Annotated in this window: 22 protein-coding genes and 1 tRNA gene; 20 read left to right on the top strand and 3 right to left on the bottom strand. The window is 30.9% G+C overall.

The window, feature by feature from the left end:
- Positions 1–3: 3 nt before the first annotated feature.
- Both argH and L8V79_RS06775 read left to right on the top strand, forming a co-directional pair.
- Positions 4–1407 carry an argininosuccinate lyase gene (argH, locus tag L8V79_RS06780; protein ID WP_263703013.1) on the top strand — a complete coding sequence of 468 codons (1404 nt, stop codon included), beginning with the start codon at positions 4–6 and terminating at the stop codon, positions 1405–1407.
- A complete protein-coding gene (locus tag L8V79_RS06775) occupies positions 1407–2738 on the top strand; it encodes an anaerobic C4-dicarboxylate transporter family protein (protein WP_263703010.1) in 1332 nt (443 codons plus the stop codon). Before argH ends, L8V79_RS06775 begins: the two co-directional genes overlap by 1 nt.
- A 1-nt stretch (position 2739) precedes the next feature.
- Here L8V79_RS06775 and L8V79_RS06770 read toward each other — a convergent pair whose 3' ends face one another.
- Positions 2740–3414 carry a YheO-like PAS sensor domain-containing protein gene (locus tag L8V79_RS06770; RefSeq protein ID WP_039617503.1) on the bottom strand — a complete coding sequence of 225 codons (675 nt, stop codon included), beginning with the start codon at positions 3412–3414 and terminating at the stop codon, positions 2740–2742.
- Positions 3415–3581: 167 nt separating this feature from the next.
- Here L8V79_RS06770 and L8V79_RS06765 point away from each other — a divergent pair, with 167 nt between their 5' ends.
- The 7 genes from L8V79_RS06765 to feoB all read left to right on the top strand — a co-directional run bounded on the left by L8V79_RS06765 (position 3582) and on the right by feoB (position 11631).
- Positions 3582–3944 carry a Rid family detoxifying hydrolase gene (locus L8V79_RS06765; protein ID WP_012661024.1) on the top strand — a complete coding sequence of 121 codons (363 nt, stop codon included), beginning with the start codon at positions 3582–3584 and terminating at the stop codon, positions 3942–3944.
- Between the two features lie 3 nt (positions 3945–3947).
- Complete coding sequence (gene dcuC / locus L8V79_RS06760; RefSeq protein ID WP_263682644.1) at positions 3948–5387, top strand: C4-dicarboxylate transporter DcuC; 1440 nt, start codon at positions 3948–3950, stop codon at positions 5385–5387.
- Positions 5388–5400: 13 nt separating this feature from the next.
- Positions 5401–6570: a trans-sulfuration enzyme family protein gene (locus L8V79_RS06755; protein WP_263703004.1), complete on the top strand. Its 1170-nt coding sequence runs from the start codon at positions 5401–5403 to the stop codon at positions 6568–6570.
- A 3-nt stretch (positions 6571–6573) separates the two neighbouring features.
- On the top strand, positions 6574–7938 hold the full coding sequence (gene purB, locus L8V79_RS06750; RefSeq protein ID WP_263703003.1) for an adenylosuccinate lyase: 1365 nt from the start codon (positions 6574–6576) through the stop codon (positions 7936–7938).
- Positions 7939–7944: 6 nt separating this feature from the next.
- Positions 7945–9285 (top strand): MmgE/PrpD family protein, encoded by a 1341-nt coding sequence (locus L8V79_RS06745; protein WP_263703001.1) that lies wholly within the window; start codon positions 7945–7947, stop codon positions 9283–9285.
- Positions 9286–9379: 94 nt separating this feature from the next.
- A complete protein-coding gene (locus L8V79_RS06740; protein WP_240379420.1) occupies positions 9380–9607 on the top strand; it encodes a FeoA family protein in 228 nt (75 codons plus the stop codon).
- The gene (gene feoB / locus L8V79_RS06735) at positions 9607–11631 is read left to right on the top strand and encodes a ferrous iron transport protein B (protein WP_263702999.1); all 2025 of its coding nucleotides are present in this window, start codon (positions 9607–9609) and stop codon (positions 11629–11631) included. The genes L8V79_RS06740 and feoB overlap by 1 nt, the downstream gene beginning before the upstream one ends.
- Before the next feature lie 15 nt (positions 11632–11646).
- On the opposite strand, the gene tenA is transcribed toward feoB, so the two are convergent.
- A complete protein-coding gene (tenA, locus tag L8V79_RS06730; protein ID WP_258108715.1) occupies positions 11647–12312 on the bottom strand; it encodes a thiaminase II in 666 nt (221 codons plus the stop codon).
- Between the two features lie 145 nt (positions 12313–12457).
- Here tenA and acpP point away from each other — a divergent pair, with 145 nt between their 5' ends.
- From acpP to L8V79_RS06710, 4 genes are all read left to right on the top strand, one after another.
- Positions 12458–12691 (top strand): acyl carrier protein, encoded by a 234-nt coding sequence (gene acpP / locus L8V79_RS06725; RefSeq protein WP_039617517.1) that lies wholly within the window; start codon positions 12458–12460, stop codon positions 12689–12691.
- A gap of 26 nt (positions 12692–12717) precedes the next feature.
- Positions 12718–13932 (top strand): beta-ketoacyl-ACP synthase II, encoded by a 1215-nt coding sequence (locus L8V79_RS06720; RefSeq protein WP_263695537.1) that lies wholly within the window; start codon positions 12718–12720, stop codon positions 13930–13932.
- Position 13933: 1 nt separating this feature from the next.
- Complete coding sequence (locus L8V79_RS06715) at positions 13934–14869, top strand: acetyl-CoA carboxylase carboxyltransferase subunit alpha (protein WP_087700711.1); 936 nt, start codon at positions 13934–13936, stop codon at positions 14867–14869.
- A 68-nt stretch (positions 14870–14937) separates the two neighbouring features.
- Positions 14938–15013 (top strand) — tRNA-Phe (locus L8V79_RS06710).
- A 1-nt stretch (position 15014) separates the two neighbouring features.
- On the opposite strand, the gene L8V79_RS06705 is transcribed toward L8V79_RS06710, so the two are convergent.
- Positions 15015–15812: a ferritin-like domain-containing protein gene (locus L8V79_RS06705; protein ID WP_263695536.1), complete on the bottom strand. Its 798-nt coding sequence runs from the start codon at positions 15810–15812 to the stop codon at positions 15015–15017.
- 81 nt (positions 15813–15893) lie between these two features.
- Here L8V79_RS06705 and L8V79_RS06700 point away from each other — a divergent pair, with 81 nt between their 5' ends.
- The 7 genes from L8V79_RS06700 to L8V79_RS06670 all read left to right on the top strand — a co-directional run.
- Positions 15894–16670 carry an ABC transporter permease gene (locus L8V79_RS06700; RefSeq protein WP_263695535.1) on the top strand — a complete coding sequence of 259 codons (777 nt, stop codon included), beginning with the start codon at positions 15894–15896 and terminating at the stop codon, positions 16668–16670.
- Positions 16667–17338, top strand: coding sequence for an ABC transporter ATP-binding protein (locus L8V79_RS06695; protein ID WP_263681948.1), 672 nt, complete (start codon positions 16667–16669; stop codon positions 17336–17338). Before L8V79_RS06700 ends, L8V79_RS06695 begins: the two co-directional genes overlap by 4 nt.
- Positions 17328–18443 (top strand): capsule biosynthesis protein, encoded by a 1116-nt coding sequence (locus tag L8V79_RS06690; protein WP_263702997.1) that lies wholly within the window; start codon positions 17328–17330, stop codon positions 18441–18443. Before L8V79_RS06695 ends, L8V79_RS06690 begins: the two co-directional genes overlap by 11 nt.
- Positions 18443–20101, top strand: a complete 1659-nt coding sequence (locus L8V79_RS06685) for a polysaccharide biosynthesis/export family protein (protein ID WP_263702995.1) — start codon at positions 18443–18445, stop codon at positions 20099–20101. Before L8V79_RS06690 ends, L8V79_RS06685 begins: the two co-directional genes overlap by 1 nt.
- Before the next feature lie 8 nt (positions 20102–20109).
- Positions 20110–21066 (top strand): KpsF/GutQ family sugar-phosphate isomerase, encoded by a 957-nt coding sequence (locus L8V79_RS06680; RefSeq protein ID WP_412175185.1) that lies wholly within the window; start codon positions 20110–20112, stop codon positions 21064–21066.
- Positions 21063–23234: a galactosyltransferase-related protein gene (locus L8V79_RS06675; RefSeq protein WP_263702993.1), complete on the top strand. Its 2172-nt coding sequence runs from the start codon at positions 21063–21065 to the stop codon at positions 23232–23234. Before L8V79_RS06680 ends, L8V79_RS06675 begins: the two co-directional genes overlap by 4 nt.
- 59 nt (positions 23235–23293) lie before the next feature.
- Positions 23294–23742, top strand: a 449-nt coding sequence (locus L8V79_RS06670; RefSeq protein ID WP_263702991.1) for a hypothetical protein, incomplete at its 3' end; no start/stop codon positions are given.

Below are 23742 nucleotides of genomic sequence, written 5' to 3'. Positions count from 1 at the left end.
AATATGTCACAAAAAGCAGAGAAATTATGGGGTGGACGTTTTGATTTACCTACAAATAAATTAGTTGAAGAATACACCGCTTCATTATTAGTTGAGCCAAGACTTGCTCCTTTTGATATACAAGGAAGTATAATTCATTGTACTATGCTTGCAAAACAAGGCATTATAAAAGAAGATGAAGCAAAAACTATCATCAAGGGTTTAGAGCAAGTTAGAGAAGAAATTCAAAATGGAACCTTTGTTTTTGATATAGCTGATGAGGATATTCATATGGCTGTAGAAAAAAGAATGACACAAATTGTAGGCCCAGTAGGTGGAAAGCTTCACACTGCAAGAAGTAGAAATGATCAAACTACGCTTGATTCAAAAATGCATATGAGAGCCGTTATTAAAGAAATTTTAATTCAAATTATTGCTTTGCAAGAAGAAATCATCAATCAAGCTCAAAAAAATATCAAAGCTATTATGCCAGGTTATACACATTTACAAACCGGTCAACCGGTGCTTTTTTCACATTGGATCATGGCGTATTTTTGGATGTTAAGTAGGGATTATTCTCGTTTTGAAGATTTATATAAAAGAATGGATGAGTGTCCTTTAGGAGCAGCTGCGCTTGGTGGAACCACATTTAATATAGACAGACATTTTTGTGCCAAAGAATTAGGTTTTGCAAAACCAACAGAAAATAGCATTGATAGCGTTAGTGATAGAGATCATATGGTTGAATTTACTTCTGTGGCTGCAATGTGCTTTATGCACCTTAGTCGTTTTTGTGAAGAGCTTATACTTTTTTCAAGTCAAGATTTTAAATTTATAGAATTAAGTGATGATTTTTGCACAGGCTCAAGCATAATGCCTCAAAAGAAAAATCCTGATGTAGCTGAAAAAATGCGTGGTAAGACAGGTAGAATGTATGGCAATGTTATGGCAATGCTAACTATTATGAAAGGTATTCCACTAGCTTATAATACTGACATGAGTGAAGATAAGGCTCAAGTTTATGATTCTATGGATACTTTAATGGCAAGTTTGAAAATCATAACTCCTATGATAGAAAAAATGCAAGTAAATGCTAATAATACAAGAGCAGCTGCTGCAAAAGGTTTTTCAAATGCTACGGATATGGCTGATTATTTAGTAAGAAAAAATATACCATTTAGAGAAGCTCATAGCATAGTTGGTGGGGCTGTGAACTATTGTATTAAGCATGGAAAAATGCTTGAAGAACTTAGCATGGAGGAATTTTATCAATTTAATGAAAATATCCAAGAAGATATTTATGAGGCAATTGCTTTAGAAACTTGTATAGACGCAAGAGTATCTTATGGTGGTACAGGAACTAAAGTAGTATTAGAGCAAATTAAACATGCAAAAGAGCTTTTGGAGCAATATAAGGCACAAGATTAATGGATGTTATTTTTTTATTAGAATTTTTCATCATTTTTTCAATGATAGCCATAGGTGGTAGATATGGCGGTATAGGACTTGGGGTTGCAGGTGGGCTTGGTATGTGCATTTTGGTTTTGGTCTTTGGTATGCAACCAGCTTCACTTCCTGTGAGTGTTGTGTTTATTATACTTGCTGTGATTACTTGTGTGAGTGTTTTACAAAGCGCAGGTGGGCTTGATTTACTAGTAAAAATAGCAGAGAAAATTCTAAAGAAAAAACCTCAAGCTATTGTTTTTATGGGACCTTTGATTAGCTCTACTTTTACGATTTTTTGCGGTACTACCTATGTGGCTTTTTCTGTTTATCCAGTGATTGCTGAAGTGGCAGCTGATGCTAAAATTCGCCCCGAAAGAGCGCTTTCAGTTTCAGTTGTAGCAGCAGGCATTGGTGTTATAGCTTCACCTATGAGTGCAGCTACTGCTGCTATGGTGGCTGTTTTAGCTTTTAGTGGTACAACAATAGTGCAAATTTTAATGGTAAGTTTGCCAGCCTTTTTTATAGGTGTGTTTCTTGCTTGTTTGAGTGTTTTAAAAAGAGGAAAAGAGCTTGAGCAAGATGAGGAATTTCAAAAAAGAGTAAGAGCAGGAGAATATCATTTTTTAAGTGAAGATTTGCAAAATAAAGATAGCGAACATGATCCTATGGCTAGAAGATCTTTGTATATTTTTGCTTTAGGGATTTTAACTATTATTTTCTTTGGTACTTTTACAAATTTATTGCCTCATTATGAGCTTGCAAATGGCAAAATAGAAAGACTTTCTACTCCAAATTTAATCCAAATGATCATGCTTGCAACGGCTTGTTTGATTATGCTTTTTGCTAAAGTTCCTGCTAATAAGCTTGGTGAAGCTTCGGTATTTAGATCAGGACTTATAGGAGTTGTAGGGGTTTTTGGTATAGCTTGGATGACAGGAACATTTTTTGAAGCTTATAAGCCTTTATTTAGTGATTCTTTATCGCATATTGTAGAGGATTATCCGTATTTATTTGGTGTGGCTTTATTTGCCTTTTCTATGGTGATTTTTTCTCCTTCAGCAACAGTAGCTGCTTTGATGCCTTTGGGTGTGAGTTTGGGAATTCCTCCTCAAATTCTTATTGTGCTTTATCCTTGTGTGAGTGGAGATTTTATAGTCCCAGGAGCTAATCAAATAGCATGTGTGGCTTTTGATAGAACAGGTACAACAAAAATAGGTAAATTTGTGATCAATCACTCTTATTTAAGACCAGGTTTTGTTTTGATTATTAGTGCGACTATTGCAGGTTATTTTATCTCTAAGCTTGTATTTTAGCTTAGAGATTGTTTTTAAGTTTTTGTAAATATCTATAGACGCTAGGTTCTGATATATTAAGCGACTTAGCAACTATAGGTATGCTTCCTTTAATGTTAAAAATTCCTTTTGAATGAAGCTTTTTAATAATTTCATCTTTTTGCTCAGTGCTTAAGCTATATCCTGAATTTAAATATTTTAAGTCTATGTTCTCAGCTAAAATATCTTCTATAGAATGACTAAGTGTTTCTATATTACTCACATTGTGTAAATTTACATTGTTTTGATTATGAATATCTAACAAATCACTAAAATCATTGATTTTTTCAAGTTCTATGATTTTACTAATAGCATTTCTAAGCTCTGTGGTATCGTGATTTATACATAAAATTCCCACGATTTTATTTTGATTTTTAATGAAAAAAGTTGATCCAGTAACGATCTTAGACTTTCCAACCTTTGCTTTATAATCACATAAAAAATCTTTGTTTAAATACTCTTTTTCTTGTACAAGCTCACTTGCAAAAGAAGTTAATGGAGAATTAATGGTTCTTCCACTAATGTGGTTATTTGCAATGGCTGCAATATATGAACCCTCAGGTGCAATCACATGAAAAACTATTTCATATTGATCCCCAAGCACCTGTCCTAAAAACTGAGTAAGTTTGATAAATAATTCTTTTTGTTGCTCATCCATGATCTAGACCTTTTTGTTGTTTTTTGTTATTTTACATAATATTTTCATCAAAGTTGTTAATAATTATAACAATAAAAAAAATTATTATTATGATAAAAAAATATTGACAATTTATTATTATGATGATAATATTATATTATGATTTCATTTAAACACAAGGAGTATACATGGCAAATTATCCAAAGGCTATAGGACCATATTCAGCTTATAGAGAAGCTAATGGTTTGTTATTTATTTCAGGACAACTTCCTATTAATCCAGAAAGTGGAAATATAGAAAGTGAAGATGTAAAAGAACAAACAAGACAATCATTGTTAAATATTAAGGCTATATTAGAAGAAAATAATCTTTATTTTAATAATGTAGTTAAAACAACTTGCTTTTTAGCAAATATTGATGATTTTGTGGCTTTCAATGAGGTTTATTCTGAATTTTTCGCAGCTCCATATCCTGCAAGAAGTGCTTTTGCGGTAAAAGATCTTCCTAAGGGTGCTAAAGTGGAGATAGAGGTTATTGCTCATAAAGGATAGAGCATGTTGGGTTTATTTTTTGCAGGATGTTCTGTATTTTTACTTGTATTTATGCTCTATAAAAAAATCAACGCTCATATGGCGTTGCTTTTAAGTGGTTTATTCTTGCTAGCTTTAGCAGGAATTTTTGGACTTTCTCCTATTATTAGTGAAAAGCAATCTTTGCATTTAGGTCTTTTTGATATTTTCCAAGTAGTAAATACCAAAATGTCAAGTACTCTAGCAGGGCTTGGACTTACTTTAATGTGTATAGCAGGATTTTCTGCTTATATGGATCATGTAGGTGCAAGCTATGCTTTATTTAAAGTATTTGAAAGACCTTTAAAGGCAGTAAAATCACCTTATATTTTATTGCTAGTTTCATATTTTGTAATCCAGTTTTTAGTGCTTTTTATACCTTCACATGCAGGTTTAGCACTTTTGCTTATGGTTACAATGTATCCTATTTTAGTGCGCTCAGGCGTTTCTAAGCTTTCTGCACTTTCAATTATTGCTATTTGTCAATACATTGACCATGGCCCAGGTAGTGGTAATGTGATTTTGGCTGCAAAAACAGCTGAAATTGATCCTGCGGTATATTTTGTGCATTATCAGCTTCCTACAACTGTGCCTATTATCATAGCAGTAGGTATTGCGATTTATTTTTGCTCAAAATATTTTGATAAAAAAGAAAATTTCACATTTAATCGTGATGATGTTGAAAAAGAATTAGCAGAACATGATGGCAAAAGTGAAGAGCTTAAAAAGCCACCTAGAATTTATGCGATTTTACCTATTATACCTTTAGTATTGATTTTGGGCTTTAGTAGTGTTTTAGATAGCATTATGGTGCTAATGGGGCTTACCACTATGGAAGAGGTTAAAGCAGCTTCATCTACTGCTATTAGAATGAATGTACCAGTTGCTATGATGATTTCAACCTTTATAGCGATTATTTTTGAAATCATTCGTTATAGAAGTTTGATTGATACTTTAAATTCTATTATGGTATTTTTCAAAGGTATGGGGCATTTGTTTGTAATCACGGTTTCTTTGATCGTTTGTGGACAAGTTTTTGCAAGCGGACTTTTATCAGTTGGCTTTGTGGATACTTTAATAGGTTTTGCAAAAGATGCAGGTTTTGGAGTGCTTGCTATTATTATAGCAGTTTCTATTTTGCTTGCTGTATGTGCATTTTTAATGGGTTCAGGAAATGCAGCATTTTTCTCTTTTGCGCCACTTATCCCAAATATAGCAAAATCTTTTGGCGTTGATACCATAGCTATGATAGCACCTATTCAAATCATGACAGGTTTTGGTAGATGTGTTTCACCTATTGCACCTGCTATTTTGGCAATTTCAGCTATGGCTAAAGTAAATCCATTACAAGTTGTAAAAAGAACGGCTATACCTATGCTTGTAGCTGCTATTGTTAATGTGATTATGACTTATATTTATCTATAAAAAGGAGTACAAAATGAACAACAAAACTAAATTAATCCATCTAGGAAGAGGCGATCAAAATGCCGAAGTAAGATCAGTTAATCCAACCTTAATGCGTGCATCAACTATACTTTTTAAAGATCATGCAACTTGGCAAAAATACCGCGAGCTAAGAAAAACAGATCGTGTTTTAAGTTATGGTGCTAGAGGAACGGCTACAAATTTTGAACTTGAAAAACTAATTTGTGCGCTTGAAGGAGGCCATAGAGCGCAACTTTTCCCAACAGGACTTGCAGCGCTAGCTATGGTGCTTTTAAATTATGCTAGCAAAGATGCTCATTTTTTAATCACTGATGCTATTTATGGACCTGTTAGAACAATTTGTGATTTATTTTTAACTAAAATGGGTGTAGAAATTGACTTTTTAAAAGCTGATGCTTCTGATGTAGAAGAAAAAATCAAAACAAACACAAAATTAATCCTTTGTGAAAGCCCAGGTTCTATACTTTATGAAATCATAGATTTGCCAAAACTTTGTGAAATTGCGCACAAACACAACATACCAGTAGCGATTGATAATACTTATTCAAGCGGGTATTTTTTAAATCCGCTTGAGCTTGGAGTGGATATTTCAGTTATTGCAGCGACTAAGTACTTAAGTGGGCATTCAGATGTAACCATGGGTATAGTAGTGATTAATGAAAAAGAATGGAAAAATTTTGACAAATTGCCAGAAGCTTTAGGGTTTACTACAAGTCCTGATGATGCTTATTTAGTGCTTCGTGGTATGAGAACTTTAGATGTAAGAATGAAAGCGCATGAAAAAAGTGCAGATAAGGTAGTAGAGTTTTTACAAAGCAGAAAAGAAGTTAAAACAATCTTTTATCCAAAATTAAAAACTCATCCAAACCATGAAGTTTTTATGCGCGATCATAAAGGTGCTAATGGTATGGTAACGATTGAATTTGCAGATGGTATTTCAAAAGAACAAGCCATTGAGTTTGTAGATAATTTAGAGTATTTTTCAATCGGTGCAAGCTGGGGTGGATATGAGAGTTTAGCTACTGTTACTACTCCACCAAGAACGGCAACAGATTGGAGTGCTAGGGGACCTTTTGTGAGATTTCATATAGGTCTTGAAGATAGTAAGGATTTGATTGCTGATTTAAAACAAGCATTTGAAAAAATAAATTTTAAAGGATAAAACATGGGTGTGAGTGTATTTGATATGAGGTTGCTTCAAGATTCTTGGAGTACCCCTGCAATGAGAGCTATTTTTAGTGAAGAAAATAGAATTCAAAAATGGCTTGATGTAGAAGCTGCCCTGGCAAAAGCTCAAGCAAAACTTGGCATTATCCCTAATGAAGCAGCTGTAGAAATAGCTAAAAAAGCGCATTATAAATTTATGGATATGGATTTTATTTTTGCTGAGTTTAAAAAGACTAAACACCCTTTAGTACCTACTGTTAGAGGTTTGGAAAAAGCTTGTGAAAATGGTCTTGGTGAATATGTACATTTTGGTGTAACAACGCAAGATATCATTGATACAGGTATAGTTTTACAATTTAAAGAAGCTATGACTTTAATCAAGCAAGATTTAAAAGATATAGCTAAAAATTTAGCAAAAATCGCAAAAGAGCATAAAAACACTGCAATGATGGGAAGAACCTTAGCTTTACAAGCTTTACCTATAACTTTTGGACACAAAGTTGCAATTTGGCTTAGTGAGCTTAATCGTCACTATGAAAGAATTATTGAACTTGAAAAAAGATTATATGTAGGATTAATCGTAGGTGCAGTGGGAACTAAAGCAAGTTTAAGTGACAAGGCTAATGAAGTAGAAAAACTTACTTTAGAAAGCTTAGGTTTAGAAGTTCCTGATATCTCATGGCAACCAGCAAGAGATCGTTTTATCGAGCTTGGTTATGTTTTAGGTAATATCAATGCAACCTTTAACAAAATCGCACATCAGCTTTTAATCTTAGCTCATAATGAAATCGATGAAATTGCTGAGCCTTTTGGAAAAGGTCAAGTAGGAAGTTCTACTATGCCTCATAAAAGAAATCCTGCAGTAAGTGAAAATGCAGTGACTGTAAGTAATGCCCTAAGAGCCAATATTGCAATTTTAAGCGATATAGAAAGACATGAGCATGAAAGAGATGGTCAAGTTTGGAAAATGGAATGGAAGCTTTTGCCAGAAGCGTTTTTAATGCTTTCAGTGGTATTGGCAAATATGAAATTTGTCTTTGATGATTTAGAAGTTAAAGAAGACAAAATGTTAAAAAATCTTGATACGCTTAATGGTTTTGTATTAGCAGAACGTGTGATGTTTGCTTTGAGTGATCATTATGGTAAGCAACATGCACATGAAATTGTTTATGAAAATGCTATGAGAGGCATAGAAAATCATAAAACTTTCAAAGAAGTTTTACTTGAAGATGAGCGTGTGAGCAAGGTTTTAAGTGAAAAAGATATTGATGTTTTAATGGATGCTACAACTTATGTAGGTTATGCACCAAAATTAGTTGATGAGTTCTTAGAAAAAATCGCTAATGCGCCAATTCTAAAGTAGGAAAAAATGTATTTAAGTGAAAAACTAGCCGAATTTATCGTAAATTTAGACTATGAAGCTATTCCTAGTGAAGTAAAGCAAAGAGCAAAAGATCTTATGCTTGATGCACTAGGAACAGCTCTAGCTGCTAAAAATGAAGCTTGTGTTTTAAATGCAACTAAGGCTTTTGAAACTTTAAGCGTAAATCCTAGTAAAAAAATTTGGAGTGGGGATAAAAAGCTTGATGTAATTTATGCTGCGATGGTAAATGCTATTGCAGCACATGCCCTTGATTTTGATGATACTCATACTGAAGCTATTTTGCACGCTAGTGCTATTTTAACTCCACTTTGTTTAACTTATGGATTTAGCGTAAGTAAAGATGGAAAAAAAGTTTTAAAAGCTTTTATTGTTGGTTGGGAAATTGCTGCTAGAGTGGGTATAGCAAGCAAAGGAAGTTTCCATAAACGCGGCTTTCATACTACAGCTATAGCAGGAATTTTTGGTAGTGTAGCTGCAAGTTGTGTTTTACTTGATTTAAACAAAGAACAAATCATCAATGCGCTAGGTTTAGCAGGAAGTTTTGCAAGTGGGGTAAATGAGTTTTTATCTAATGGTTCTAATTCTAAAGTTTTACACATAGCTAATGCTTTGAAAAATGGAATTTTAGTAGCAAATTTTGCAAAAGCTAATATGAGTGGTCCTTTGAGTATATTTGAAGGAAGGGATAATATTTTTAGAACTTTTGGCTTAGAAGATGAGTGTGATAAAAATGAACTTTGTAAGGGCTTGAATGAAATTTGGCAAGTAATGCAAGTTTCATTAAAACCTTATCCAAGTTGTCATTTTGCACATGGGCTTATTGATTGTGCTATGAGTTTAAGAAATGATGGCTTAAAAGCACAAGATATCAAAAGTTTGCATTGTTTTGTAGATGAGGTGCCAATTTCATTTATCTGTGATCCAATAGAAGCAAAATACACTCCACAAAGTGCTTATGCTGCCAAATTTTCCATGCCTTTTTTAATGGCTTTGGCATTTTTTGATGGCAAAATTACTTTAAAATCTTATGAAAATTTAAATAGAGCTGAACTAATAGAATTTGCTAAAAAAATTAGCTATGAAAAGAAAAAATCTAGTGGTTTCCCTAAATACTTTCCAGGACATTTAGAAGCTGTTTTAAATGATGGAAGAGTAATTAAAAAAGATGTACTGGTTAACAAAGGAAATTTTGATAATCCTTTAAGTTTTGATGAATTAAAAGATAAATTTCTTTCTAATGCTAGTATAGCACTTTCTTTAGAAAAGGCTGAGGAATTAGTCAAAAAGCTTCAAAATTTAGAAAATCTAAATGATTTTGATTTCTAGCAATCTCATTTTTTTGAGATTGCTTATTATTTTAAAAAATAAATTAATTTAATTTTTTATATAATGTTTTATCTTAGTTTTTGTAAGGAAAAACATGACTTTAGATGCATTAAAAGATAATGAAGAAGCTATTATAGTAGGCTTTGAAGCAGATAAACAACTCCAAGCAAGACTTTTTAGCTTTGGTTTTGCAAAAAACAAAAAAGTTAAAAAAATTCGCTCTTCTATAGCAAATTCTACTATCATGGTAGAACTTGATACAACTTGCGTGATTTTACGTTCAAGTGAAGCAAAAATAATACAAATTTCAAAAGAGTTTTAATGAAAAAAATCATCATTGCTTTAGTAGGTCAGCCAAATGTTGGTAAAAGTTTATTAATTAACGCACTTTGCAAAGCTAATATGAAAGTTGGCAATTTTAGCGGTGTTACGGTTGAAAAAGCTGAGGCTAGATTAATTTATAAGAATTATGAGTTTAAATTTATAGATTTACCAGGAACTTATGCATTAGATGGTTATAGCGAAGAAGAAAAAATTACAAAAGATTTTTTAAAAAAGGGTAAATTTGATCTTGTAGTAAATGTGCTTGATTCTACAAATTTAGAGCGTAATTTGATTTTGAGTGCATCTTTAATAGAAGCTAAAATCAAAATGATTATGGCTTTAAATATGCAAGATGAAGCTAAAAATGAAGGTTTTAGTATAGATTTTAAAATTTTATCCCAACTTCTAAATACACCTTGTCTTGGCGTGTGTGCTAAAACTAAAGAAAATCTAAATGCACTTTTGGATTTAATCATTTCAACCCATGAAGCTAAATTTGAAGCCAAAGAGCGTGTTTATAGTGATATTATAGAAGAAGAACTTGCAAAAATAAGTGATTTTTTAAATCAAAATGAAATTACTTATTTAGATTTTTCTACAAAAGATTTAGCGATAGCTTTGCTTAAAAAAGAAGCTAATATAGTCATTTCGCACGCTTTGAGAAAAATACTTGATGAAGCTTTAGAAAAAATTTATATGGCATATCATAGCAAAGATATGGAAAGTATTTTTAAAGAAGAGTTGATTGCTTTTGCAAATGGTATATGTGCTAAAGTTTTAAGTAAGGGTGTTAAGTATAAAAATCATACCAAAGAAATAGATTCTATTTTAATCAATAAATTTTTAGGAATTCCTATATTTTTGTTTTTTATGTGGGCTTTATTTCAACTAACCTTTACTTTAGGTCAAATCCCTATGGATTATATAGAAATGTTTTTTGCTAATTTAGGTGATATGGTAAAAAATAATATTAGCAATGAATTTATCGCTTCAGCCTTAGCTGATGGTGTTTTAGGTGGGGTTGGTGCGGTTGTGACTTTTTTACCAAATATTATGATTTTATTTTTTGGTATAGCCTTGCTTGAAACAACTGGATATATGGCTAGGGTTGCGTTTTTATTAGATGGAATTTTATATAAATTTGGCTTACATGGCAAAAGTTTCATCCCTTTAATCACGGGTTTTGGCTGTTCAGTACCTGCATTTATGGCAACAAGAACTTTAAAAAATAAAAAAGATAGATTATTAACTCTTTTTATTATTAATTTTATGAGTTGTGGTGCAAGGCTTCCTGTATATGTGCTTTTTGTTGGAGTGTTTTTTCCTGCTGATGTGGCAGGAAATTATCTTTTTGGGATTTATCTTTTGAGTGCGTTTTTGGGTTTGATTGCAGCTAAGATTTTAAGAATGAGTGCTTTTAGAGGACAAGATGAACCCTTTGTAATGGAAATGCCAAAATATAGAATGCCAAATTGGAATTTGGTATGGTTTATGGTGTTTAATAAAGCCAAAATGTATTTAAAAAAAGCAGGAACATTTATTTTGATAGCTTCTTTGCTTATTTGGTTTGCGAGTAATTTTCCTGTACAAGAAAATAATACTCAAAATGCTTTAACTCAAGAACTTCAGATAGAAAATAGTTATCTTGGACAATTTGGTAAAGCAATAGAGCCTATTTTTGCACCACTTGGCTTTGATTGGAAACTTAGCGTGTCTTTGGTAAGTGGTTTAGCGGCTAAAGAAGTGATGATTTCTACTATGGGTGTGCTTTATTCTTTAGGTGATGAAGTTGATGAGGCAAGTTTAAATTTACAAGAGGCTATAAAAGAAAACATTCCTTTTAGCACAGCAGTAGCTTTTATACTTTTTGTTATGATTTATAATCCTTGTTTTGCAGCAACTATAGTTTTTGCTAAAGAAGCGGGAAATAAAAAATATGCATGGTATCTTTTTATATTTACATCTTTATGTGCGTATTTGGTTGCTTTTGTAGGGATTAATATTGCTAAATTGATAATTTAATCATCTTTATGATGATTAAATTTCCATTTTTTGCTCTAAAGAGTGTTGCCAAAAGGCTGTTTCAAGCCTTATGGTAGTATAAAAAATTTCGTTTAATTTTTTAAATTTTTCTTCACTAATGCTATTTGCATAAGAATTAAAAAAGTCCTTAAATTCTTTGATTTCATCTTGAAATTCTTTACCCGCATAGGTTAAAATCCACTCTTTGTAAGGATGATTTTCTAAGCTTTGTTTATTAAGTTCTTTATAAATTTCTTCTCCTATGTATGCATAACCTATAGCACAAGCACTCAAAGCACACAGCATATCTAAATAATCTCCATTTTGCCCCACACTTAGTAAATATCTTGTATAAGCAATATTAGTTAAACTTTCATCTTTATAGTCTAGTTTTTCTACATCAATGCCTAGTTTTAAAATACTTCTATGAAGCTCTAATTCTCCTTCTAAAGTGTAGTTTTGATTTTTAATGGCAAATTGAATTTCTTTAGCATTATTTGCATTTAAAGCAAGCAGGGCATAGCATTTTGCGTAATTGTTTAAAAAGATATAATCTTGTTTAAGATAAAACAAAAATACATCTTTTTCTAAAGTGCCATTTTGAAGTTTTTTTACAAATTCATGATGGATGTATTGATCCCAAGTCTTTTTATTTTCATTTATAAGTTTATCCAAAAGCATTAATTTCCTTTGCTAAAATTTAAGCTTTTATTTAAACACAGATAATTAAATTTTTCGTAATAATCTTTAATTTTTAACTTTTTAAACAAGAAATTTATTTTTTTATTGTAAAATGTGGTTTAATTTTTTAAACTAGGAGATAAAAATGGCAATTTTTGATGATGTAAAAAAAGTAGTTGTTGAGCAACTTAGTGTTGATGAAGATGCAGTTAAAATGGAATCTAAAATCATTGAAGATTTAGGTGCAGATTCTTTAGATGTTGTTGAATTAGTTATGGCTTTAGAAGAAAAATTTGATGTAGAAATTCCAGACAGCGATGCTGAAAAACTAGTAAAAATCGAAGATGTTGTTAATTATATAGAAAATCTTCAAAAATAATTTTAATTTTTAATAAGGAGTGCGGTTTGAAACGCGTTGTAGTAACAGGTATAGGAATGATCAATGCCCTTGGCTTAGACAAAGATAGCTCGTTTAAAGCAATTTGTGATGGCAAAAGTGGTGTTGATAAAATCACTCTTTTTGATACCACTGATTTTCCAGTGCAAATTGCTGCTGAAGTAAAAAATTTTGATCCTTTAAGTGTCTGTGATGCTAAAGAGGTTAAAAAAATAGATCGTTTTATACAACTTGGCATTAAAGCAGCAAGAGAAGCTATGGAAGATGCTAAATTTGATGAAACTTTAAACAAAGAAGAATTTGGTGTAGTTTCAGCAGCTGGTATAGGTGGTTTACCAAATATAGAAAAAAATTCCGTTACTTGCGCACAGCGTGGACCACGTAAAATTACTCCTTTTTTCATACCATCAGCTTTAGTTAATATGCTTGGTGGGATTATTTCTATCGAGCATGGATTACAAGGATCAAATATCTCATGCGTGACTGCTTGTGCAGCAGGAACTCATGCTATAGGTGAAGCTTATAAAAGCATAGCTTTAGGCAATGCAGATAAAATGCTTGTAGTAGGTGCTGAAGCAGCCATTTGTGCTGTGGGTATAGGTGGTTTTGCTGCTATGAAAGCTCTTTCTACTAGAAATGATGATCCAGCTAAGGCTTCAAGACCATTTGACAAAGAAAGAGATGGTTTTGTGATGGGTGAGGGTGCTGGTGCTTTAGTGTTTGAAGAGTATGAGGCTGCTAAAAAGCGTGGAGCTAAAATTTATGCTGAGTTAGTAGGTTTTGGCGAAAGTGCGGACGCACATCATATCACTTCGCCTACTTTAGAAGGGCCATTGCGTGCTATGAAAAAAGCTTTAAAAATGGCAGGAAACCCAAAAGTAGATTATATTAATGCGCACGGAACTTCTACTCCGGTAAATGATAAAAATGAAACAGCAGCTATTAAAGAACTTTTTAAAGATCAAATTCCTTTAGTTAGTTCTACAAAAGGTCAAACAGGACATTGCTTAGGTGCTGCTGGTGCTATTGAAGCTGTTATTTCTTTAATGGCGCTTGATCAAGGTATATTACCGCCAACTATCAATCAAATCGTAGCAGATGAAAACTGTGATCTTGACTATATACCAAATACTGCAAGAAAAAGCGAAATTAATGTTGTAATGAGCAATTCTTTTGGTTTTGGTGGAACAAATGGTTGTGTGATTTTCAAAAAAGTAGATTAATATGGCTTCTTATTTAGATTTTGAAAAAAATATTCAGCAAATTGATGAGGATTTGGCAAATGCTAAAATCAAAGGCGATGATGAAGCAGTAAAAATTTTAGAAAAAAACCTTGAAAAAGAAACCCAAAAAGTTTATAAAAATTTAAGCGATTACCAACGCTTACAGCTTGCAAGACATCCTGATCGTCCTTATGCGCTTGATTATATCCAAGCTATATTAAGTGATGCTTATGAAATTCATGGCGATCGTGCTTTTAGAGATGATCCTGCTATTGTGTGTTATGCAGGCTATATAGGTGGTAAAAAAATTATTGTTATAGGTGAGCAAAAAGGTAGAGGTACTAAAGATAAGCTTCATAGAAATTTTGGTATGCCTCATCCTGAAGGTTATAGAAAAGCTCTAAGAGTGGCAAAAATGGCTGAAAAATTTGACATACCGGTGTTATTTTTAGTAGATACTCCGGGCGCTTACCCAGGAGTAGGTGCTGAAGAGCGTGGTCAAAGTGAGGCTATAGCTAGAAATTTATATGAATTAAGCGCTCTTAAAACAATCACTATAGCAGTGGTTATAGGTGAAGGTGGAAGTGGTGGTGCTTTAGCCATAGGGGTAGCTGATAAACTTGCTATGATGAAAAATTCAGTTTTTTCTGTGATTTCACCCGAGGGTTGTGCTGCTATTTTATGGAATGATCCATCAAAAAGTGAAGCTGCTACTAAAGCCATGAAAGTAACTGCTGATGATTTAAAAACTCAAGGTTTGATTGATGATGTTATCGAAGAGCCAATGAGTGGAGCTCATAGAGATAAAGAAAATGCGATTAAAAATTTAAGTGATTATGTCTTAAAAGCTATAGAAGAATTAGAACAATACGATAAACGTGAATTAGCTGCATTAAGAATGCAAAAAATCTTTAAATTTGGAGCTTTTTCTGAATAATTTGCATTTTTATGCAAATTTCAACTTTTTTTAAAAAAACTATTGTATAATTACAACTTCAATTTAGTGGTTGGATAGCTCAGTCGGTAGAGCAGCAGACTGAAAATCTGCGTGTCGGCAGTTCGATTCTGCCTCTAACCACCATTCATTTTTTATTATAAAAATCATCTAATTCTTGAAGTTCACTTTCATTAAATCCTGCTTGAATTCTAGCTGTTTTGTTATATACTTTTCCTAAAAGATTAAATTCTTTATATTTGGTGCAAAGATCAAGATAACTATCATTTTCTTTTTTTGCATAATTCCACCAAAAATCCCCTTTATTTACATGTTTAATCTCATCATTTAATATAATGGTAAAAATTTCACCAAATAAACTTTTTATAGGATGATTAGTTGTGTTTAATTTTTCTAAGACGAAAGGATTAGCATCAAGTCCTTTTGCTTCAAGTCCTCTATGAACTATGCCCATTCTATGAGCAAGGTTATCTTTGGTTATGAATAAGGCTTTTTCAAGATTATCATGCGCATGGAAATCTCCATATTTAAAACCAAGTTCATTTAAAGTTTTTTCTAAAAGTAAAAAATGCTTAATTTCTTCATCAGCTACCTCAAGCCAATCTTGATAAAATTTCAATGGCAAGTTTTTAAATCTATAACTAGCATCTAAGGCCAAATTTATAGCACTATATTCTATATGTGCAACTGAATGTAAGATTTTAGCTAAAGATAAAGTACTATTTGCTTCTTTTGGACGTCTTATTTTCATAGGATGAAGGATTTTAACTTGTGAGTTTTTACAAATGATCGCTTCATGTGAATGATTAAAATCATACAAATTAGATTTAAAATTTTCATAAAATTCATTAAATAATTCAATCTTTTTAAAAATATCTTTGTGGTATAAAATTTTTTCTAATTCTTCAAAGAAATTTCTTTTCATTTTTAAACCTTGTTAAATATTATATAAGATAAAAAAGTATAATATAAAAATTTTGAAAATTTAAAAAGGTTTGCTAAAAATATGTTTAATGTCATACATGCTCTTTTTTTTAGAGAGTTAAAGACAAGATTTGGTATTAATAAATATTTGGGCTATTTCTGGGTGATCGGAGAACCTATGATGGTGGTTTTGGCAATCACTTCTATTATAGCAGCTATTAGAGAATTTCATCATCAAATCATGCCTGAGGGTGTTTCTATCTTTTTATTTCTAGCAGTAGGGATTATACCTTTTTTTATGTTTAGAAGCATTATTACTCAGCTTTTAAATGGCATAGGTGCAAATCTAGCTCTTTTTGCTTATAAACCTATTCGCCCTATACATGTTTTTATTGCAAGAGCATTGCTTGAGTTTTGTATTTATTTTACTATTTTTATTTGTGTAATGTTTTTAGCAGGTTGGTTTTTGCATATGCAAGTTATACCTAAACATTTTTTAGAAGTGATGTTTTCACTTTTTTTGCTTGTGGTATTTGGCTTTGCTATGGGAATGTGTTTTGCTATAGCAGGACATTTTGCAGAGCCTTTAAAAATGGCATTAAATTATTTAAATATAGTTTTATACTGGACAGCTTTGGTGGTATTTCCTATATGGATAGTTCCAAAACCTATTTTGGATATTTTATATTACAATCCACTTTTGCATATTATGGAACTTTTAAAATATAATTTTTTTCAAAATTATCCATTGCTTGATGATTATAATTATTATTACCCTATTGCATGTTTAAGTGTGATTTTGTTTTTGGGTTTGTTTTTTTATTATTTTACTAGAGAAAAGTTGATAGCGGTACGATGATAAAATTAGTTAATTTAACCAAATCTTTTCCTTTGCGCAATGGTGGAAGGCATTATGTTTTTAAAAACTTAAGTTTTGAATTCCCTGAAAATTGCAGTATAGGTTTAATGGGACGCAATGGTGCTGGAAAATCCACTTTAATGAAACTTTTAAGTGGTTCCTTGCTTCCTGATAGAGGTAAGATTATCACTAATAAAAAATTATCTTGGCCTTTGGGTTTGGCAGGTGCGTTTCAACATAGACTTTCAGCAAGGGACAATGCACGTTTTGTGGCCAGAGTATATGGTTATAAAGGAAAAGCTTTAGAAGAAAAGATTAAATTTGTGGAAGATTTTGCTGAGCTTGGTAAATTTTTTGATGAGCCTATGAATACTTACTCAGCAGGCATGAGTGCTAGGATATCTTTTGGTTTAAGCATGGCATTTGATTTTGATTATTATTTGATTGATGAAGCAGGTGCTGTGGGAGATCCTAAATTTAGAGAAAAAAGCTCTAGAATCTATAAAGAAAAATTAAGTAGGTCAAAAGTTATCATGGTTTCACATAATGTAGCTGAAATTAAACAATGGTGTGATAAAATTATATTTATGCAAGATGGACAAGCTACTATATATGATGATGTAGATGAGGGTATAGCGGTGTATCAAGGAAAAATAAATGCAAAATGATTTATTAAAAAAGTTTAAAAATTTAAAGATACTTAATTCTTTTAAAATAGTATTGATTTTGACGGCATTTGTTGTATTTTATTATGTTTTTATAGCAGCAAATCGCTATGTGAGTGAAAGTGTTTTAAGTGTGAAATCAACTACAGGAGATAGCGGAGCTATTACAGGCATTGCTGCACTTTTAACTAATAATTCTTTTTCAAGCGAGGATATAACCTTCTTAAAATCATATATTCATTCTTTAGATATGTTAAATATCTTAGAAGAAAAAATTCAAATTCGCGAGTTATATCAAAAACAAAAACTTGATTTTTTTTATAGTATTTCTTCATCGGCTGACCAAGAGGATTTTTTAAAGTATTATCAAAACCGTGTTAAGATTATTCAAGAAAACTCAGCCAATGGGCTTTTGCGTGTAGAAGTTGAAGGTTTTGATCCACAAAGTGCACATTTGATAGCTTCAACTATAGTTAAAGAAAGTGAAAAATTTATCAATGAAATTTCACACAAGGCTGCAAGAGATCAAATGCAATTTGCCGAAGAAGAGCTTTTGCAGTTTAAAAAAAGATATCAAAAGGCTAAAGATGAGCTTTTAGCTTTTCAAAATAAATATGGAGTATTTGATCCACTCAAACAAGCAGAAGGTACGCTAAAACTCATAGCTGAACTTGAATCAAAAATAGCAGCTAAAGAAGCTGAACTTTTGATGATGCAAAGTTATATAAATGATAATGCACCGCAAATTGTCACTATAAAAAGTGAAATAGATGCATTGAAAAAACAACTTCAAAAAGAAAAATCCAAAGTTTCATCTCCAAAATCCTCTCAAAAGCTTAATGATCTTGCAGCTAAATTTCAAGATCTAACTATAGAAGCAGGTTTTGCAGAAAGTGCTTACACAGCTGCATTAAAAGCTTATGAGAGTGCTAGGATAGAAGCTTTAAGAAAGATAAAACAAGTGGTTATAGTGCAAAGTCCAAGTTTACCTCAAAGTGCTAAATACCCAGAAGCTTTGTATAATATACTCACGGCTTTTATGATTTTATCTTTGATTTACGGAATTGTTAAATTTATTAAAATGATTATAGAGGAGCATAGATACTAATGAAAAAGATATTTTTATTTTTACTTTTACCTTTGTTTTTATTTTCAGCGGTAGATGTTTCTCAAATTGCAAAAATTCAAAATCAGCCATTAGCTCCATCTTTAGAGTCACAAATTATAAATTATGATAACAACCAAAGTGATTTTAACCAAACTCAAGCTCCGATAGCTAAAGTTTTTGGTGCGCATTTGTTTAATGGTAATTTTACTAAATTTACCCAACATGTTTACAATCCTGATTATAAACTAGCAGTGGGAGATAGGATTAATGTAAAAATTTGGGGTGCAGTAGAGTTTATACAAACTTTAACAGTAGATTCTCAAGGAAATATTTTCATACCAAAAGTAGGGGCAATTAATCTTTTGGGTGTGAAAAATAGTGCTTTGGTGCAAGTTATCACAAAAGCTATTAATAAAATTTATAAAAGCAATGTCTATGTATATGCGGATATGGATATTTATCAAAATGTATCAGTATTCGTCACAGGAAATGTGAACCAACCAGGTCTTTATCAAGGATTAAGTTCAGATTCTATTATACAGTATTTAGATAAAGCAAGCGGTATTAATTTAGAATATGGTAGTTTTAGAGATATTCAAATTTTAAGAGATAATAAAGTCATTAAAAAGATAGATTTATATGACTTTTTATTTAAAGGCCAACTTGATCTTTTTCCTTTTAGAATGGGTGATGTGATCTTAGTGGGTAGTGTGCAAAAGTATGTTTTTGTAGAAGGAGATGTACAAAAACCTTTTAGATTTGAACTCAGTAATGATATTTTAAATTTAGAAGATATAGCTAAAGTTGCAGGAGCTAAACCTATAGTTACTAATGCTGTGGTAAAAAGCTATAGAGATGATCATAAATTACATGTAGATGCTTACAGTAAAAAGCAGTTTTTGGGTGTGAAATTATATAACGGCGATGAGATAGAATTTAGACCTGATTATACTGCACAAAATATTAGTATTAGCATAGAAGGTGAGCATAGCGGTTTGCACTCTGTGGTAGTAAAAAAAGGCACAACTTTAGCTGAACTTGCTAAAATGATTACAGTTAATGATCAATCAAACATCAATGCCTTGCAAGTTTTTAGAAAAAGTGTAGCAGCTACTCAAAAACAACTTATTGAAGCCCAGCTTAAAGAGCTTGAGACGCTAGCTCTAACAAGTTCTTCAGTTAATGCTGAGCAAGCTAGCATTAGAGCTACTCAAGCTAAGACGATTTTAGAATTTATTGCGCGTGCAAAGCAAGCCCAACCAAAAGGACAAATCGTTATAGATAATGTCAAAGCGTATAATTCTATAGTATTAGAAGAAGGTGATGTGGTAAATGTACCTAGTAAAAATAATCTTGTTTTAGTTCAAGGTGAAGTTTCTATACCAGGTGCATTTGTATATATGGATAAAGAAAAATTAAGATATTATATCAACCTAGCAGGTGGTTTTAGCGATAGAGCTGATATATCAAGAGTTTTGGTAATCAATGCTAATGGTAAAGCAACTAAATACAGCGGTAGAAGCTCAGCGGATATCAAAGCAGGAGATTCTATTTTAGTTTTACCAAAAGTAGATAGTCAAAATTTACAAATCTTTAGCATGCTAACACAAATTTTATATCAAATAGCTATTGCAACTAATGTAGTGTTAAATATATAGGAATTTAGATGAACCAAATAGATGCGATTAAAATAGCCAAAGAAGTTTTTGAGATAGAATCAAAAACGATTTTAGATTTATGTAATAACTTAGATGAAGGTTTTAATAAAGCTGTTGAGTTGATTTTATCTATTAAAGGCAGGTGTGTTGTAAGTGGCATGGGCAAATCAGGTCATATAGGAGCTAAGATAGCTGCAACCTTAGCTAGCACAGGCACTCCAAGCTTTTTTATGCATCCGGGTGAAGCATTGCATGGAGATCTTGGTATGCTCACAAGTGAGGATGTGCTTTTAGCTATTTCAAATTCAGGAGAAACTGAAGAGGTTTTAAAACTCATACCAGTGATTAAAAAAAGAAAAATTCCTTTAATTGTCATGGCAGGAAATCAAAACTCTACTTTAGCTAAACAAGCAGATATTTTTATAAATATAGCAGTAAAAAAAGAAGCTTGCCCACTTCAGCTTGCTCCAACTTCATCTACTACGGCTACCTTAGCGATGGGTGATGCTATAGCAGTGGCTTTAATGAAAGCAAGGAAATTTAAGCCTGATGATTTTGCTTTATTTCATCCAGGGGGAAGCTTGGGTAGAAAGCTTTTAACTAGGGTGAGTGATTTGATGGTATCAAATAATCTACCTATAGTAAGTCCTGAGTGTGAATTTAATGAGCTAGTTGATGTGATGACTAGTGGTAAGTTAGGACTTTGCATAGTGCTTGAGAATGAAAAGCTAGTTGGGATCATCACAGATGGTGATTTAAGAAGAGCTTTAAGGGCAAACGATAAGCCAAGATTTGATTTTAAAGCTAAAGAAATCATGAGCGATAGTCCAAAAACCATAGAAGCAAGTGCTATGGCAAGTGAGGCAGAAGAGCTTATGCTAAAACACAAAATCAAAGAAATAGTTGTCGCTCAAGATGAAAAAATAATAGGTATTATACAACTTTATGCGATAGGAAATGTGTGAAACTTTCTATTATTATTCCTTTTGGTTTAAGTAAAGAAAGAATTTATATAAAAGATCGTGTTAGTCAAAAAGCATGCGAGTTTAAAAGCGATGATAGAGTTGAATATATATTTGTTGAAGGATATTCTTCTTTAGAAAATGATTTAAAGCGTGTTATCGAAGAAAATGGACTTATTTATCTTAAAGACGAAAGTCAAAAAGATTTTTTCTCCCAAGGAAAATGCCGTAATCTTGGTGCATCTTTTGCAAATTCAGATGTAGTGATGTTTTTAGATGTGGATTGTTATTTTTCTACGAGAACTCTTGAGTTAATTTTACAACTTATAGATATAAAAAATATCTCACAAAATATTAATGATTTTTTAGTGCTTCCTGTTATTTATCTTAGTAAGGAAGGCAGTGAGTTTATTTGCACACAAGAAAAAGATTTATGGGATAGTTTGATTAAAAATGATTTAATTAATGGAAAAAGAGAGTGGATTAAGTATTTTTCTTTAAGCTCTAGTTCTTTAGTTTTAAATAAACATAAATTTCTATCTTTAGGTGGAAATAATGAAGCATTTATAGGTCATAGTTATGAAGATCATGATTTTTACGCAAGATTGTTATTTGAAACAATTTCTTTTGAAAAAATGCCAAAAAAGTTATGTTACGATGAGGGAAGTTGGAATATAAAAGAATTTAAAGGCTTTAGAGCTTGGTTTTCTTTGCTTGGTTATGAGGCGAGTTTTCATGGTGTTTATATGTATCATTTTTATCATGATGAGCCAAATCAAAATAACTACATGGGGAATAGATTTCAAAATCATAGAAAATTTTATAATAATTTAAAAAATTTAAAAGATTATAGTATACCTCCACTTCAAGATAAGATAGTGATAAATAAAAATATTTTATTGTTATGTAATAATGATAAATTGATACTTAATTCAATAAAAGATGTGAGTGTTTATCTTGGTAAAATACAAAGCAAAAGTGAAAATTTTTTCTTCAATGAAGACGAATTTAATAGCAATAAATTTTTAAACTTCATTCAAGAAAATCATATTGAATGTGTATTATTTCCAAACCCATATGGTAATGAAAAGAGGTTAATTATTTATGAATTTGTGAAAAATAATAATCTTAAATTTATTTGTTATGATAGAGGTGCTTTGCCAGATAGCTGGTTTTTTGACACCAAAGGATTTAATTATGATTCTTCTACTTATAAAGAAGAAAATTGGAATAAAAACTTAACCATAGATGAAATTGCTGAATGCAAGAAATATATAAATAAAATTTTAAATGGAGACAACTTCTTAGAAAAACAGGGAAAAAGAAATCCTGAAAAATTAAAAAGCAAATTAAACATAAAAGATAAAAAAATAGTTTTTGTTCCCTTGCAGGTTGAAAACGATACAGTAGTAAAATATTTTACTTATACACCTTTTGAGTATAATAACTTTTTGAAGATTATCAATGAAGTGGCAAAACAACTAAAACATAGTCATGTTTTTTTAATTAAAAAACACCCTTTAACTTGTAAAATTGATAAAATGAGTTATGATTCACTAATTTTTACAGAAGATGATATAAATATTATTGATTTACTTGATATGTGTGATGTAGTGTTGACTTTAAATTCTGGCGTGGGGGTTTATGCTATGATGATGAATAAGCCTTGTATTAATTGTGCATTTGCTTTTTATGCTATCAATGGAGTTAATTATCAAGCACTAAGTAAAGATGAATTATTAAAGTATTTGAAAAGTGATTTAAGTGTTGATTATGAAAAAGTTATAAGGTTTGTGTATTATCTTAAAAACAATGTGTATAGTTTTGGAAAATCTAAGTATAAAGTAGTTCAAAAAAATAACAGAATTTATTCTAAAGTATATGAAACGAAATATTATTGTATTAATATTGGTTTAAAGAATTATTTAAATGTTAAAAATATAAATAAAACTCATTATAATTTAAAGTCCTTAATTTATAAACCATATATTAATGAAATTGATCATACGGGTATCATGATAAAAGTATTTAATCTGATTTTTCCAGATTTTATAAAATTAAGAATTATGCATACTAGATTTTATAAGCTTTTTAGAAAGTTAGTGTATAATCCAAGAAAATTTTTTATTGATTATATAGAAAAAACAAAATACAGATGGTTTGGGATTTAAGTGTGCTTATGATATTTAAAATGATAAAATTTAAAAAAATATTATTTCAATTAAATAAATTGATTAAAATAAATGATGTTTTTTGTTTAGAACATAAAAAAAAAGGATTTTTAAATACTATTTTTTATGAAAAATTAGAAAAGTATTTAAAATTAGCATTAAAAAGTAATGTTGTTTTTAATAAAATAGAAAATATCAATGAATTAAAACACGGCGATATTTGTATTATAGAAAATTGCTTGTATGATAAAAATATTATCAATGAAAAAAATAGTATCATTAAGGTATTTGTATGTATATCTAGTATTAGTATTTTTAATGAAAAGAAATCAGAGATAAACTTATTTGCAGAAACTAATAACTTAGTTGCATTTGAAAAAATTTCTTTTAAAATATTCAATAAAATTATAGTTTTTTTTATTAAAGACTTACAAAAAATTAATAATATATATCAGACCAAGAATAACAAATTAACTCAAGAGAATAACAAATTAACTCAAGAGAATAA

This window comes from Campylobacter sp. IFREMER_LSEM_CL2194, assembly GCF_025771685.1.
Taxonomy (GTDB): Bacteria; Campylobacterota; Campylobacteria; order Campylobacterales; family Campylobacteraceae; genus Campylobacter_D.
The sequence above is the reverse complement of the archived record's forward strand: the minus strand, read 5'-3'. Positions and strand labels throughout refer to the sequence as shown.